The following is a 15,568-nucleotide window of genomic DNA, read 5'->3' on the forward strand; positions in this document are numbered from 1 at the left end:
CACTAATAGAACCTGTAGCCTTCTGCAAGTCAGTGTAATTTATCCAAGACGTTGCTGATAGTAGCTTTGCAGCAAATTATCCAACTGCTCTTCCGAGCAGCAATCAATTAATGCTTCATATACTTCTAGTAACTTTGCTGCACTGTCTCCCAGTGTTGGGCTGAATTCCCAAACATCCTGCACCCATTCTTGAGAAGGTGTATCCTCAAAAATTAATCGTTCTAGTAACTGCTTGACTTCTACTTTAGAAATAGTCATTAGTTTTAAAGTGAGTGGAGCACATTTCTAACTTGCTCATTGTAATACTTAAAGCAAGTAGCACTCAATTAAACTTGCGATAACCGGATGGAAGCGGTGCGTGGTGCATAACTTCAACGTTTTGAAGAGTGACTAGCCCATCCCTGACCATTTCTTTAATATATGGTAATATCTCATCAAGAGCATCCTCTCGGTCTATCATGGTTACCACAATCGGTATATCAGAGGACAACTCCCAAAGTTCACAAGTTTGACAAGAGGTTTGTTTTCCAAACCCTGTTATTGCTTGCGTTACTGTTGCACCAACTATTCCCCGCTTTCTGGCAAGTCCAACTAAAGCTGTGTACAGTGGCTGACCGTACCAACGATCTGATTTGCCTATATATATTGTGAGTTGTTTCCAAGCTGCCATAACAACTTTTTACCTCCACAATCTGGCTAAAACTGTTCCTAACTGAACGCTGACAATTCCCAGTATTGCACTGCCTGCCCAATAGGAACTAACTTTTAACAAATTGCCACGATTCCATAAAGCGATCGTATCTTGACAGCAATGAGATTGCGAAGGTTAAGGTTTTGTAACCTATTGAGTTAGCGCCTGTGAATGTGGATGTTTCAGTTCATAGCAAAACTGTGACTAGATAGTCAGTCAAGTAATTGAAATACTTCTTCAATTCCTCAGCTGCTTTTTTGGAAACGTGGGATGAGTATTCCCACTCTGGAATGTATCGATTTTTAATGAGATTAAATGCTTCTAGGTAGATCTCAGGTGATGGTTGCTCGTGGCTGATAATTCCTTGATACAACAAACGAGGTTCAATACCATTTTCCAGACAACTACCAAGGAGCTTTAGGTATCTACTCAACTGAGTGCGGAACACTTTTATCTGAGAATTTTGCCTACCCAATAACTCTTTTGCCAAGTCTTGTGCTAAGTCTTCTCTAATCGCTAGCAGCCAATGTCCAGCTTCTAGACTAGCTGCTGTCTGTGCTTCTATATGTGGTAGCAAATCATTCAAGTGTTGAATTTGTGTTAAAGATTCTTGCAACTTGTGTTGTTTTGCTTGAAGGTCTGCTTCTGTTTCTTTATCGTCTAAATGCTTTTTCTTCTCAATCTCGCATACCAAATCTTCTATATTGGGTTTTATTGTTTGGATAATAATATGCGTTTGTTCCTTGAGGATTTCTAGGACTTGCTGGTGCAAGTCATATTCTACAAGCTTATCTAACTGAGTTTTGGCTTGATTTTGCAGTAAGTCAAACTGGTTTTGCCAATGCTGAATTAGCACTTCTAGGCGTTCTTCTGTATTTGGTACACCTTCATAGACTTTTCGCTCTAGGTATTCGACTCGTCTGTGCAGTGATTTAACATATGCACGATGCATCCAAGGACTGAAAATAAAATCTGCCACTTCCTGCAAGCTTTTAATAACCTTCTGCAACAACCCTGTTTTGTTTATATTCTGTGCCATTAGATTTGTCCTCGGAGATATTAACCCTGGAGGTAGAAACTCTACTAGGTGATGAGTAATACTGCGCCAAATACGCCGTTCAATTGAAAAATTTCCTCTTCAAGAACCATTGTATATATTTTTTCTATGATAATAGAATCCAGTCTTGTTATTAATCTTTAGATAAATAATACTATTTTTTAGCTATTTTTTGATTGACTGCTTTAATTTTCCTACTTTACGTACATTTATTAAAACTAAGAGTCAATTGAAAACACTTTTCTAGCTTTTCCTACTTTTAGAGCGAAGATTACTTTCTATACCTAAGCTAAATCAATCTTAAGGAAGAAGTAGGAAGTAGGAAATATGAAGTATGAAAGATGCAGAGGGAAAACCGTACCATACAGGAGTTAATTTCTCCCTTTAAAATCTATGGTGGGGTTGATAGATTGGGTGTGTGGTTTAAGTAATGCTTTTACTAACAAGCTATGGACTTGAAAGTTCAGCATTATTAAGGAGACCAAAGCATGAAAAATCAATTTAAGACTGCTGCTTTATTGGCTTTATTAAGTGCAATTCTAATTACTATAAGCTACTGGATTATAGGCGGAACCAGTGGCATAGTTATGGGGATTGCGATCGCAGCAGTAACAAACTTATTGTCATGGTATCAATCAGATAAGATTGCTTTAGCCGCATACCGCGCTCAGCCCGTGTCAGCACAAGAAGCACCAGGCTTGTACCGCATGGTGCAGCGATTGTGCGATCGCGCTAACCTACCTGTACCGAGAATATACATAGTTCCCAGCCCAGCAGCCAATGCTTTCGCTACGGGGCGCGATCCAGAGCACGCTGCAGTCGCAGTGACAGAAGGAATTTTAAATTTACTTCCAGAAGATGAACTCGAAGGTGTTATTGCACACGAATTAACTCACGTCGCCAATCGTGACACCCTCACACAAGCCGTCGCTGCTACAATTGCAGGGGCTATCTCGTTTCTAGCCCAAATAGTCAGTTATAGCGTTTGGTATGCACCGTATCAAAGGAGCGATCGCGACAACAGCCCCAATCCTATAGGTTTACTATTAACAGTACTGCTTGCTCCCATTTCTGCAACGATCGTTCAATTAGCAATATCGCGGACGCGGGAGTTTGCAGCCGATGCTGGTTCTGCACGACTCACAGGTAATCCTCGTGCTTTAGCCCGTGCATTACAACGTTTGGAAGCCACAGCTAGGGAATTACCACTGAATGCCAATCCCGCTTTTGAACCACTGTTAATTACCAACGGGTTTTCCGGACAGTTCCTCAGCAGCTTGTTCTCTTCTCACCCGCCGACTGAAGCAAGAGTAGAAGCTTTGCTAAAGTTAGAACAACAACCAACATCTAGAAGTTCTGAATTTTCATTTCGTTAAGGGATTGGGGATTAGCAACTGGCGATTGGGAAATTTCTTCTCAATCCTCAATCTCTGACCCTATTCCTACAATCCTTACCAAGGAGGCAAACCAATGACATACAATGCAAACGGTGAAGAAAACGTAGTTGTGGTACAAGTTAGCCCTCAAACCAATGAAATGGTAGAAACCGAGATGGCGGGGGAAACTGATGAAATTAAGCACGAAACCAAAGCACTGATTGAAGCACTCAGAAGACGCGCCCAAGCAGAAGCAGAATCTGCAGGAACTCTCACTCGGGAAACTTTTTTAGATGCAGTCCGTCGCGCAAGAGAAGCAATTGAAGGTGAAACACTCATAGAACGCGATCGCATTGAAAACGCATTTACAATCCTTCAGCAGGAAGTTGAGAAAAACTGGTACGAGTTTTGGAAACAGTTTGCCGAACTTGGCGATCGTTTCCAAGATGCAGCAAAAGCCGCATGGGATGCTTTTAATGCTCCTCGCCCTCGTTCTTAATGGTTTCTGGAGATTTCCTCTGAAAGTGTAGCACGGGCAAGATGCCCGTGCTATGAGACAAAAGATTTTTCTGGAAGTGGAATGCGTAGAATTGCTATAGATGCTAGATAATGGAAAAGCTTTAATATTAGTTTTGACTCTCTAGCTCTGTAGACAAGAATTAATTATGCGAACTTACTATTGCGGCGAACTCCGACAAGAACATATTGGAGAAACTGTTACCTTGTATGGATGGGTAGACCGTCGCCGCGATCATGGGAGCGTGATATTTATAGATTTACGCGATCGCAGTGGGACAGTTCAAATTGTTAGCGACCCTCAGCGTACTCCCAATTCCTACAAAGAAGCGACCGCTCTAAGAAATGAGTATGTTGTTGAAATTACGGGAAGGGTTACGCAACGTCCCGAAGAATCTCTAAACCCTCGCATCCCCACAGGCGAAGTTGAAATTTACGCCGATAATATTAAACTGCTTAATGCTGTCCGCAAACAACTTCCTTTTCAAGTTTCTACCGCAGATGCAGATCCGGTAAGGGAAGAACTCAGGCTGAAGTATCGTTACTTAGATTTGCGGCGCGATCGCATGGCAAATAACTTACAATTGCGGCATCAAATTGTGAAAGCCATTCGCCGTTATTTGGAAGATGTAGAAGGTTTTGTAGAAATCGAAACTCCCGTGCTGACTCGTTCTACGCCTGAAGGTGCGCGAGATTATCTTGTACCAAGTCGGGCTAATCCAGGCGAATGGTTTGCTTTGCCACAATCACCCCAACTTTTTAAACAATTATTAATGGTATCTGGATTTGACAGATACTATCAAATTGCTCGTTGCTTCCGAGATGAAGACTTACGTGCTGACAGACAACCGGAATTTACTCAGTTGGACATGGAGATGAGCTTTATGTCCCATGAGGAAATTATCGAACTCAACGAAAAGTTAGTTTGTCATATCTTCAAAACAGTTAAAAACTTTGAGTTACAACGTCCCTTCCCACGTTTGACTTATGCAGAGGCGATGGAACGCTACGGTAGTGATAAACCAGATACAAGGTACGGTTTAGAACTTGTTAATGTCTCTGATATTTTGACAGACTGTGGTTTTAAAGTTTTTAAGGATGCTGTTGCAAATGGTGGAGTTGTCAAAATTCTGCCTATTCCTAATGGAGATACCATCTCCAATGTACGTATTAAACCGGGCGGTGACGTCTTTAAAGAAGCAGCTGATGCAGGTGCTCAAGGTTTAGCTTACATTCGAGTCAGAGAAGATGGTGATATCGACACAATTAACGCCATCAAAACTAACTTGACAGAGGAACAAAAACAAGAACTTTTACGTCGTACAAACGCAAAACCAGGTCACTTATTGTTGTTTGGTGCAGGTGATACTATCACTGTCAATAAAACCTTAGACAGATTGAGGCAAGCGATCGCTCGAGAATTTAAACTGATAGACCCAGAGAAAATTAACTTGCTGTGGATTACAGAATTCCCCATGTTTGAATGGAATGCTGATGAAAAACGTTTAGAAGCATTACATCACCCATTCACTGCACCCAATCCAAACGATCTCAGCGATTTAAAAACTGCACGAGCACAAGCATACGACTTGGTATTGAACGGTTTTGAAGTTGGTGGTGGTAGCTTGCGAATCTATCAACGCGAAGTGCAGGAGCAAGTTTTTGAGGCTATCGGGCTTTCTCCGGAGGAAGCTCACAATAAGTTTGGCTTTCTGTTAGATGCGTTTGAATACGGGACTCCACCCCATGGTGGAATTGCTTATGGTTTAGATCGCTTGGTGATGTTACTTTCTAAAGAGGAATCCATTCGAGATGTGATTGCTTTTCCAAAAACGCAACAAGCACGTTGCTTGTTAACAGATGCACCTTCAACAGTTGATGCCAAGCAGCTTAAAGAGTTGCACGTTGCTTCAACTTTCAAGCCTAAGTCATAAGTAATTTGAATAGCACCATTCAGAAAGCCTACCAATTCTTTTGAAAACTCAAAAGATTTAAATCCCTCTTAAGTTTCCTGAAAAAGAGGAAATAGGGGGATTTTTCCATTGAGCTAATCATGAGGATACAAACCTTGTAATGAATCACCCTCAGCCCTCCTTAACCTCTATTTTAAAGACAGGACATGGCTTGGCTTATCACTGGGGCAAGTGTCTCATCTGTATGGTTTGCTTTTGTCCGGATAATATACATAAACTTTTAAAAAAATTAAAAGTTTTACAGATTTTGGCTCGTTAAGTGTAAATCTTGTACTAATTACAGCAAGCCTACATCATTTATAAAAAATTTAAGTATTGTTCATTGCCCACCAAAAGTCTTATGTAATGGACAATGAACAATACACGTATTTCATCAATCAAACAAAGTTCCTATAGCAATGACACTACTGCCAATTTTTTTCTATTCTTTCATAAATTTTTTTTAATTATGCAGTATTTAACGAGACATGATATTATTGTTAGAGTGAAAAGTAAAACACTGAGAGTCTACGTAAAATCAGTGTTTTTAATCTAACATTCATTTTGAGTGACGTATCTACCACAGTTGACTAGAAATCACGTAGAAAGTGTTAAGGATTAGCGGCAATGGCTCTATGGAAGCCAAGAAGTGCATGCTACCTAGAGAGTCTCTATAGACAGAGCGATTATTGCATTAACCAGGTGTCAGGTAAAAAACTGGGTGTTCTCCACGTTTAACTGTCTTTTATAGCTACACGGAAAAATTGAATTTTGTTTTTTCAAGAACTAATTTTTTTACCGCTCTTTAAGAGTGAGCTTGCGTATGGAACTACAGAACCTTATTAGCTATTTCAATATCTAACTGCAATCAAAAAGCTTGATTTTTACCTAAGGAATTAGGCTGTGAGGCTCGTATGGATCTCAGTTCCTCCAACGCAACACCGTCTAGTTGCGTGTACTGTTTATTGATGAATACGTCAAATTGTAGAGAAGGTGTAACCGAAACCGAAAACGTTCAAAGAGACGAGCTAGTTACAAAAGCAGTAACTACTTTTTGTTACCAATTCAATTGTGAGGCAGTCGTAAAGATTTTTCCATGAGACTTAATACTTTGTCATTTTTACTATTGATAAGTAATACTGACTGTGAATCCATTTATCTGGTTTAGGAGCAGTGACAAGATAGTGAGTTCTAAATACATACCTTCTTCCGAAGTGGAAACAAAACCCATACCATTTAAAAACATTTGGGCAAAGTACGCTTTAACTATTGTTTTTGTCAATGCAGCTATCTGGATAGCAGCATTATTTTATGTGGTGAAAGCAAAAACTGTATATGTAAGCGAGTGGTCGTTAAACATTGCTAATTCCGGTGTTAGTTCTAACATTAACCTACCCAACATTGGTCAAGCTGTTTCCCAAGAATCTTCTGCTTATTCTGCAACAACTTACGATCCGAGAGAAAATTATAAAACTATTGCTATCAGTGAAGAAGTCTTAAAAGCAGCAGCACGAGCTTCAAATATGTCAGTAGTTGAATTTGGCAAACCCAAAATTAAGATTATAGATAACACAACAATGATGCAGTTTACCCTGCAAGGGTCTAGCCCACAAGAAGCCCATAAAAAATCTGTCGCTTTATTTCATGCTTTAGAAATTAAGCTTAATAAACTTAGAAGAGATGAGATTGGTCAACAGAATACACGTTTGCAAAAGGGAATTGATGATTTGAGACGAAAACTCAAAATTTCTCAAGACAGGCTTTCCAACTACAGATCTCAGTCTGGTGTAAGTTCAGATGAACAGATCAAAAATTTAGCAGTTAATATCGAAACGTTACGCAAGCAACGTGCTGAGACAATAGCTAAAGCACAAGAGGAAAAAGCTCGATTGTTACAACTGTCTGGTAATCTTGGTTTATCCTCCCAAGATGCATCAGATGCTTTTTCTCTTCAAGCAGATACACTCTTTCAAAAATATCTACTTGCTTATAATGATGCAAAAAGTAAGTTAATTTCTTTGAATGCTAAGTTTTTACCCAATCATCCAGTATCTTTAACGCAAAAAGCAGAAGTTGCGACATCTGAAGAAGCTCTTTTGAATCGAGCAAGGATAGTTTTAAAACGCCCTTTGACTTTGGCAGATGTAGATAGGCTCACTTTTGGAAACGCCGATACAAGTGGTTCTAAACGAACTACTTTCTCCGAACAACTTGTGAGCGCAGCTGTAGAAACTCAGGGTCTAGAAGCACAAGTCAGGACGTTGGATCGAGAAATCCTTGAACTTGAGCGTCGGTTAAAAGTACTATCAGCAAAGCAAGCAACTATTGAAGATTTGAACCGTGAGGTGCAAGTTGCAGAGGCTGTTTTCTCATCTACTATTGCTCGATTAGATCTTGCTAAATCCAGTATTTCTAATTCTTATCCTCCAGTCCAAATTATGGGAGACCCAAGTATACCAGATAAACCTGCTGGACCAACAAAGGAAATAGTTTTGTTGGGAACTTTAGTAAGTTCTATTTTCTTAACCAGTGGAATTATCACAATGGGGCAAAGATCTCAACGGAGTTTTTCCTATTATTCACTTAAGGAACGTTAAAGTCAAAGTCTGAAAATCAAGAGTGATGAAACCTGAAAATTTTCCGGAAAGATTAATTTGGTATTCGATAATAGGAACTTACGCAATCTACTTTATGGGATTGCAGTATACCATTATCCCTTTCATTCCATGGATTCTTACACTCTACATTATTAGAAAGCTTTGGACGCAAAGCGAGCAAACACCATCAGAAGAAAAAATCATTATTTCCTATCCAATATGGATATGGATTTTTGCTGTATTAATTATCGAATTAACCTTAATTGTCAATCACAATGATTGGAATTTAGGACTTCAACAACTTATTTTTACTTCAATTAATTGGGCAAGAGGTTGGGGACTTTTAGCCATATTTCCCTTAATAGGATGTCTAAAGATTAGACCCCAACTGATTTATAGAGCAGTTTGTATTGTTTGTTTGCAAAGTCTGATTTTAGTTCCCATTTGTTACCTAGCAAATGTCTTAAATTTTCCGTCTCCTCTTTATACCTCTCCTTTGAAAAGTATTTCTGGTGGAGGTCAAATATACTATGACGTGTATCTACACCTTATCGATCCAGAAAATGGTGGTCAAGTACGATTAACATTATTCACGCCGTGGGCTCCTGCTCTTGGATTGGTAGGAAATGTGTATTTAGTACTTGCCAATGAAGAAGCGAACAAAAAATGGCGAGTTTTAGGCATGATTGGAGCGATCGCCATGATTATCAGTTCTCTTTCAAGGCTAGCAGCGATCGCTTTACCGACCGTTCCTTTCTTAACTTGGTATGCAATCAATTTTACACGCCCTTACTTGCAGATTTTAACCGGATTAACAAGTTTCGTCTCAGCTATATTCAGTTACAATCTGATTCAGTTCGTTCAAGATTTAAAAGACAGCTTTAAAAGTGCTAGAGCACAGTCTTCAAGGGTTAGGGAATTACTGGGACGTTTGGCATTACAGCGATGGTGGGATGATGCTCCTATTTGGGGTCATGGAATTACTCCTCCTAAAGGACCAAAACTTGTAGCAGAAATGCCTATAGGTTCCCATCATACATGGTTTGGTCTGTTATATATAAATGGAATAGTTGGTACAGTTGCCATAATCATTGCCTTTGTTACCAGTTTGATAACACTGCTAATTAAAGCTCAAGAAAGCCAAATAGGAAAAACAGGATTAAGTGTATTTTTAATACTGTTATTTTTTACATTTGGTGAAAATGTAGATGCTCTTGCTTATGTTTATTGGCCGGGATTGGTCATCTTTGGTATTGCATTACAACAAGGTATAAAAGTTCCCAAAACCTTAAATCCAGCCATAGATATAAGCCAAGAAAATCTTATACCGCAAACAGGCAACCAGGTTTTCGCTACTTTGTTAAATACAGCTAAAGGGACATTATTTACTCGATTAAAGCAAATATTATTTAACAAATTTACTCAGAACATGGGTTGGCTTGGTGGAGCTGAGTTACTCAACCGCGTGTTCCGCCTGGGTACAACAGTGACTTTAGCGCGAGTATTTACCACTTATGATTATGGTTTACTTGCAATTATCATGACAACCTACGATTTGGCATCTGTTTTCGTTCAAAAGTCTGGCATTGGCGCTAAACTAGTTCAAGCTGAAAAAGAAGAATTGGATGTTTTGTGTGACACGGCTTACTGCTTGAGTTGGATTCTATGCAGCAGTCTGTGTGTTATTCAATGCATTATTGGTGTTCTTGTTGCGTTTGTCTATCACGATAAAAACCTTATTTTACCTATCTGTGTTCTTGGCACCGTTTATTTATTTATACCTCTTTTTGAAGTTCAAGGTGCATTTATTGGTAGAGAGAATAAACTCAGCGTTATTGCTACTTGTAATGCAGTTCAGTCATTGGTGGGAAACACTATGACTGTGGGCTTGGCTCTAATGGGTATGGGTATTTGGTCTGTTGTTATCCCTTTTTGGTCATCCTCTCTTGTCTGGGTATTTATTCTTCGGAAAAACAATAATTGGCGATTTAAGAAATCCTTTACCCTTTATCGTTGGCAAGAAATTATTTCATTTGGAAAAAATATTTTAATTGTTGAACTTCTGAACAAATTCAGAGCCAACTTAGATTATTTATTAGTAGGAAGTTTTTTAGGAGTTAAAGAATTAGGGATTTACTATTTTGCCTTTAATGCAGGGCTTGGGATCGGTATGAATGTTATCAGTGCATTTGTTTCATCATTGTATCCCTACCTATGTGCAGTACGGACGGACTTAAAAAATCTTCAAGAAAAATACTATCACAGCCTAAAAACTATTGCTTCAATCGTCATTCCTCTAATTTTGCTACAATCATTTTTGGCTCAATTTTATGTACCAATTATTTTCGGTCAAAAGTGGGTAGAAGCAGTTCCAATATTAGTTCTAATTTGTCTGTCAGCTATTCCACGTCCATTTGCAGAAGCTGCATCTACACTGTTGATTGCTGTAGACAAAGGGCAAATCAGTGCTTACTGGAATATTATTTTTACTTTAGTGTTTGCACTTGCTTTAGCGATCGCTTTGAAATTTGGTATTCTTTGGGTAGCAGCATCGGTACTTATAACTCACGTAATAGCCATTCCTATATTTACTATTTGGGCAAATAAGTACGTGTTTGATAAAAAGTAGTTGAGACATTGGCTTCTTTGTTTCATAAAAAATACATAAACTTTATTTAAAACTTTATAAAGTAAAGATCTTCTTGTACTAAGATAGTTCTTATAAAGAAAAAAAATACAATTGAAAAAAGAGGAACTAACTCTGCATCTGCCTCTAAAAATTAGTCATGGCAACCTCTTTTAAAATCTCAAGTTATAAAATTTTTACGGACATCGTTAATTTCAAATCAGTGTAGGGTCCACATCAAGACTATCTAGGTTTTGCTTTTTTGCAACCCTGCATTAGGTGCTTGTTTTCATAAAAAATTTTTGAACTGTTGCAGTATTGGGGTGAGTATTACTACGTATCTTTCAAAAATTTTGTCCTCCCTAATCTCTATGGCACTTGTTCAACAAATCTCTCAAAATTTAGGCTCTTATTCTTTTGAGATTGAGCCAGTTCCCCAAGGAATCGATAGACCAAAATGGTCAGTAATGATTCCGACTTATAACCGTACAGAGTATTTAGAGCAAACATTACAAAGTATTCTTCAACAAGCTCCCAGCCCTGAGGAAATGCAAATCGAGGTTATTGATAACTGCTCGACAAGCGGCGAGCCAGAAAAAGTAGTTGAGAGGGTAGGTAAAAATCGAATTTCTTTTTTTAGACAACCTTATAATGTGGGTTTAGTTGGGAATTTTAATACTTGTATTAGAAGATCTCGCGGACATCTAGTTCATATTTTGCACGACGACGATTTAGTTTTACCAGGATTTTACAACCGTTTAGAAAAGGCTTTTGAGCAATGCCCGGAAATTGGAGCTGCTTTTTGTCACTATGCTCATGTAGATGAAAACAATCGCTATCGTTATTTACCTCCTTACCAAAAGAGCACACCAGGTATTATTTCTAATTGGGTAGAGCGGATAGCTGTAGAGCAACAACTTCAGCCGCCTGCGATCGCGGTTAGACGTAACGTTTATGAAAAATTAGGAGGATATAATTCTCAATTACCTCACTGTAACGACTGGGAAATGTGGAAGAGAATTTCTGCTTATTTTTCCGTGTGGTATGAGCCAGAAACTTTAGCATATTATCGAGAACACTCTGGTGCGGACAGTCGTGCATCATTTCAGTCGGGTCAAAATCTTATTGAGTTGCGTAAAGCCATTGAAATTTCTAAGTCTTATCTTCCCAACGAAGTTGCAGATAATTTATCAAAAAAAGCAACCGAAAAAGCTGCTCTTTGGGGTTTATTAATTGCTCGACGAGCTTTAAGTCGAGGTGACATATTAACAGCAAAAAGTCAAATTAGAGAAGCCCTTATCTGTAGCCTGTCACTAAAAGTTATTTCTACTTTATTGAGTCTACCAATTATGGCTGTAGCTGGAGCTTTTAAAAAACAGTTTTTCTCAGGAACATTGCCTGGAGCGTAATCTTACCAAAATAATAATTTTCTCAAATTTATTGCCTGAAGTTTAACTACAAAGAAAGAGATTTTTTATGAAAATTTTATATTTTATTCAATCGCATACTAACTCAGAACAGATCGTTAGGCTAGTGAAGACGATTAAACAATCAAGCCCTGAATCCTTTGTATTAATTAGTCATAACTTTCAATGCACTCAGCTAGACACAGAATCACTGCGCTGTTTCTCTAACCTTGAAATTCTTCACTGTCCCCGAAGTCGTGGTGATTTTTCTATAATGCAAGGCTATTTAGATGCAATTCATTGGATTTTCAACAATCAAATAGAATTCGATTGGCTGGTTAACATTTCCGGTCAAGACTATCCAACACAACCAATACCTGAGATAGAAAAATTTCTGCATGAAACTAAATATGATGGGTTTTTAGAATACTATAAAATGCATTCTATAACAAATCCTTTAAGTATTCGAGAATCGACTGAACGCTATCTCTATAAATACCGGTCACTTGGCGTATCGCTATCACGTTGGCAACGTGCCATAATCAAAATTCCTCGAGTAGCAATCAATAATTTTCAGTCCTATCTCAAAATCAGTTCTGCTTATGGTCTTCTTATAGGAGTTCGTCATATTCCATCTCCTTTTAATGAAAAATTTCAATGTTATACAGGAGGTTACTACCACACTCTTTCGCAAAAATGCATTCAATATCTGTATGATTTTTGTCAAAAAAATACTGATTTAGTAGAATATTACCGACAAACTTGTCTTCCTGAAGAATCTTTTATACAAACTGTTTTAATCAATAGCGATTTATTTAATATTTGTAATAATAGCAAGCGCTATGTTAATTGGAGCAATAGCCATCTTGGTCATCCCAATATATTATCTACTGAAGATTATTCAAGATTAATTGGAGGAGATTTTCACTTTGCTAGAAAATTCGATATGTCACACGATCGACAAATTTTAGATAAGCTTGACTATTGGATATCTCAAAATACGATAAATGAGCTAAGTAGTTGTCATACAAGATCATGAAAAAAATTTCTGTTATTATTCCTGTTTATGGAGTTGAAAAATACATAGGGGAGGCGATCGAATCAGTTCTATTGCAAACACACGACGCTCTAGAAATTATTATTGTAGATGATAGTTCACCAGATAGGAGTATAGAGATTTGTCAGCAGTTTACAGATTCTAGAATTAGAATTATTCACCAGAAAAATCGCGGATTAGCAGGAGCAAGAAACACTGGAATCCGTCATGCGACAGGAGACTTTATAGCTTTTTTAGATGGGGATGACTTATGGTTACCACAAAAGTTAGAGAAGCATATTGAGCATTTAGAAACTAATCCTAAAATAGGAATTAGCTATAGTGCTTCTGATTTTATTAACGAACAAGGGGAATTTTTGGGAACTTCTCAGAATCCAAAGCTCAAGCAAATTACACTGGCTGATTTACTGCGTGAAAATGTTGTTGGAAATGGCTCATCTGCGGTAGTTCGTCGGGAAGTTTTAGAAGAAATAAAATATCAAGATAGCATTGATGGTACGAGCGAAGACTTTTATTTTGATGAGCAATTTCGCCAAGCAGAAGACATTGAATTTTGGATTCGAGTTGCAATTCAAACGAACTGGCAGTTGGAAGGTATACCTGAAAAATTAACACTTTATCGCGTTAATGCAGGAGGGCTTTCGGCAAATCTTTTCAAGCAATTGGAGTATACAGAAAAGTTGATTGAAAAAATTCGGTCTTACGCTCCAGAAATAATATCTAAATGGGAAAATTTGCTTCGAGCTTATAATTTACGCTATTTAGCAAGAAGTGCAGTTCGTCGAAAAGATAACTTGTTAGCTATTCAAATGATACATCGCGCTATTTGGATGGACTGGCGTATTATCACCGAGCAACCCCGACGTACACTCTTAACATTAGTAGCCGCTTATGTGCTTTGGTTAGTACCGCAGGTTATTTACTGTCGTTTGGAGGAATTGATTTCTTCTATTAAAAAATCTATGAAAAAGTTTCCTGTTTTGCAAAACCAGATGGGTCAATGATTATTTCATACAATTCTCTTGAATTTTTATTTAAATAGAGAAACTTGGTTTTGATACAATCGGGTTTCCCATGAGAGGATACCAATCATAACTAAACTGTATCTATAGCAGTTCTAAATGATTTACAAACACCTCTTCCTTGTCTTCCTTGTCTTCCTTGTCTACCTTGTCTTCCTTGTTTGGATCTCAAATAGGATTGCTATATTACAACTAATAAGGACTGTAATTCTATGAAATTAGTTTCTGTCATTATTCCCGTTTATGGTGCGGAGAAGTATATAAAAAATACTCTAGATTCCGTGCTTGAACAAACTTATAAAAATCTGGAGATATTGATTATTGATGATGAGTCTCCAGATCGAAGTACAGAAATTTGCAAACAGTTTAATAATTCTCAAATAAAAATAATCCATCAAAAAAATCGAGGATTAGCTGGAGCGCGAAACACGGGTATTCGTCATGCTCAAGGTCAGTATTTGGCTTTTTTAGATGCCGATGATTTGTGGTTACCAGACAAGATAGAAAAGCATATTGCTCATTTAGAATCTTCTCTTGATGTAGGTGTAAGTTTTAGTTGCTCTGCATTTATTGATGAAAAAGGTAAGCCTTGGGGTTTATATCAAATGTCTAAATTAAAAGATATTACACCATTAGATTTATTTTGTCGTACCCCTATTGGAAATGGTTCAGCAGCCGTGTTTCGCCGAGAAGTCTTTGAGGAAATTAAATTTTTAGATGAACGTTATGGTTCAATAGAAAATTGTTATTTTGATGAAAATTTTCGCGAATCAGAAGATGTGGAATGCTGGTTGCGAATCGCTATTCAAACAAAGTGGAAACTAGAGGGAATTCCTCAAGTTTTGACACTTTATCGAGTGAATTCTAACGGCTTATCAGCGAATCTGAATAAAAAGTTAGAATCTTGGAAAAAGCTGATTGAAAAAGTTCGTTCTTATGCACCAGAGCAGGTAGTTTTATGGGAGAAACCTGCTATATCTTATCATCTAAGATACTTAGCTCGCAGAGCTGTAACTTTGCAAGCAGGTGCGGAATCTGTAAAAATGTGGAACCAATCCATATTTACGTACTGGCGTATTTTGCTCGAGGAACCGCGACGTACATTAATCACTGGAGCAGCTGCTTATTTAATTTGGCTTTTGCCTGGATCTTTGTCCAAGAAGCTGGAGGTATCGGCTCGAAAGATAGCAGGAATTCTGCAAAAACAGCGCCTTCTTAAAGATCGAACAATAGAAGCCTGATTTAGATTTCCATCACCCATCAAAGGT

Annotated in this window: 12 protein-coding genes; 9 read left to right on the plus strand and 3 right to left on the minus strand. The window is 38.0% G+C overall.

Translation table 11 applies throughout. The features are described 5' to 3' along the window. Positions 1–39: 39 nt before the first annotated feature. The 3 genes from AB0756_RS17560 to AB0756_RS17570 all read right to left on the minus strand — a co-directional run bounded on the left by AB0756_RS17560 (position 40) and on the right by AB0756_RS17570 (position 1,730). Positions 40–258, minus strand: coding sequence for a hypothetical protein (locus AB0756_RS17560; protein WP_038087989.1), 219 nt, complete (start codon positions 256–258; stop codon positions 40–42). A 64-nt stretch (positions 259–322) separates the two neighbouring features. Beyond that, complete coding sequence (locus AB0756_RS17565; RefSeq protein WP_038087985.1) at positions 323–670, minus strand: DUF190 domain-containing protein; 348 nt, start codon at positions 668–670, stop codon at positions 323–325. 208 nt (positions 671–878) lie between these two features. Continuing rightward, entirely contained in the window at positions 879–1,730 is an 852-nt protein-coding gene (locus AB0756_RS17570) for a hypothetical protein (protein WP_038087982.1), read from the minus strand. A 506-nt stretch (positions 1,731–2,236) separates the two neighbouring features. Here AB0756_RS17570 and AB0756_RS17575 point away from each other — a divergent pair. From AB0756_RS17575 to AB0756_RS17615, 9 genes are all read left to right on the plus strand, one after another. After that, the gene (locus tag AB0756_RS17575) at positions 2,237–3,124 is read left to right on the plus strand and encodes a zinc metalloprotease HtpX (RefSeq protein ID WP_038087979.1); all 888 of its coding nucleotides are present in this window, start codon (positions 2,237–2,239) and stop codon (positions 3,122–3,124) included. Positions 3,125–3,218: 94 nt separating this feature from the next. Continuing rightward, a complete protein-coding gene (locus tag AB0756_RS17580) occupies positions 3,219–3,623 on the plus strand; it encodes a hypothetical protein (protein ID WP_038087977.1) in 405 nt (134 codons plus the stop codon). 166 nt (positions 3,624–3,789) lie between these two features. After that, positions 3,790–5,574, plus strand: coding sequence for an aspartate--tRNA ligase (aspS, locus tag AB0756_RS17585; RefSeq protein WP_038087974.1), 1,785 nt, complete (start codon positions 3,790–3,792; stop codon positions 5,572–5,574). 1,202 nt (positions 5,575–6,776) lie between these two features. After that, a complete protein-coding gene (locus AB0756_RS17590) occupies positions 6,777–8,189 on the plus strand; it encodes a GumC family protein (RefSeq protein WP_038087971.1) in 1,413 nt (470 codons plus the stop codon). A gap of 25 nt (positions 8,190–8,214) precedes the next feature. Beyond that, positions 8,215–10,818: a lipopolysaccharide biosynthesis protein gene (locus AB0756_RS17595; RefSeq protein WP_336604376.1), complete on the plus strand. Its 2,604-nt coding sequence runs from the start codon at positions 8,215–8,217 to the stop codon at positions 10,816–10,818. A gap of 368 nt (positions 10,819–11,186) precedes the next feature. Beyond that, positions 11,187–12,224, plus strand: a complete 1,038-nt coding sequence (locus AB0756_RS17600; RefSeq protein ID WP_167844710.1) for a glycosyltransferase family 2 protein — start codon at positions 11,187–11,189, stop codon at positions 12,222–12,224. A 67-nt stretch (positions 12,225–12,291) separates the two neighbouring features. Then, positions 12,292–13,260 (plus strand): beta-1,6-N-acetylglucosaminyltransferase, encoded by a 969-nt coding sequence (locus AB0756_RS17605; RefSeq protein ID WP_038087968.1) that lies wholly within the window; start codon positions 12,292–12,294, stop codon positions 13,258–13,260. Continuing rightward, a complete protein-coding gene (locus AB0756_RS17610) occupies positions 13,257–14,282 on the plus strand; it encodes a glycosyltransferase family 2 protein (RefSeq protein WP_038087964.1) in 1,026 nt (341 codons plus the stop codon). The genes AB0756_RS17605 and AB0756_RS17610 overlap by 4 nt, the downstream gene beginning before the upstream one ends. A gap of 230 nt (positions 14,283–14,512) precedes the next feature. Then, positions 14,513–15,541, plus strand: a complete 1,029-nt coding sequence (locus AB0756_RS17615) for a glycosyltransferase family 2 protein (RefSeq protein ID WP_038087961.1) — start codon at positions 14,513–14,515, stop codon at positions 15,539–15,541. Positions 15,542–15,568 lie beyond the last annotated feature (27 nt).

It is taken from the genome of Tolypothrix campylonemoides VB511288_2, assembly GCF_045999855.1.
GTDB classification, from domain to species: domain Bacteria; phylum Cyanobacteriota; class Cyanobacteriia; order Cyanobacteriales; family Nostocaceae; genus Scytonema; species Scytonema bouteillei_A.

Excerpts from the sequence above, each read along its gene's own strand:
- AB0756_RS17565 (WP_038087985.1), bottom strand. The coding sequence starts at position 670 with ATGGCAGCTTGGAAACAACTCACAATATATATAGGCAAATCAGATCGT.
- AB0756_RS17560 (WP_038087989.1), bottom strand. The coding sequence starts at position 258 with ATGACTATTTCTAAAGTAGAAGTCAAGCAGTTACTAGAACGATTAATT.
- AB0756_RS17615 (WP_038087961.1), top strand. The coding sequence starts at position 14,513 with ATGAAATTAGTTTCTGTCATTATTCCCGTTTATGGTGCGGAGAAGTAT.
- AB0756_RS17575 (WP_038087979.1), top strand. The coding sequence starts at position 2,237 with ATGAAAAATCAATTTAAGACTGCTGCTTTATTGGCTTTATTAAGTGCA.
- aspS (WP_038087974.1), top strand. The coding sequence starts at position 3,790 with ATGCGAACTTACTATTGCGGCGAACTCCGACAAGAACATATTGGAGAA.
- AB0756_RS17600 (WP_167844710.1), top strand. The coding sequence starts at position 11,187 with ATGGCACTTGTTCAACAAATCTCTCAAAATTTAGGCTCTTATTCTTTT.
- AB0756_RS17605 (WP_038087968.1), top strand. The coding sequence starts at position 12,292 with ATGAAAATTTTATATTTTATTCAATCGCATACTAACTCAGAACAGATC.
- AB0756_RS17580 (WP_038087977.1), top strand. The coding sequence starts at position 3,219 with ATGACATACAATGCAAACGGTGAAGAAAACGTAGTTGTGGTACAAGTT.
- AB0756_RS17610 (WP_038087964.1), top strand. The coding sequence starts at position 13,257 with ATGAAAAAAATTTCTGTTATTATTCCTGTTTATGGAGTTGAAAAATAC.
- AB0756_RS17570 (WP_038087982.1), bottom strand. The coding sequence starts at position 1,730 with ATGGCACAGAATATAAACAAAACAGGGTTGTTGCAGAAGGTTATTAAA.
- AB0756_RS17595 (WP_336604376.1), top strand. The coding sequence starts at position 8,215 with ATGAAACCTGAAAATTTTCCGGAAAGATTAATTTGGTATTCGATAATA.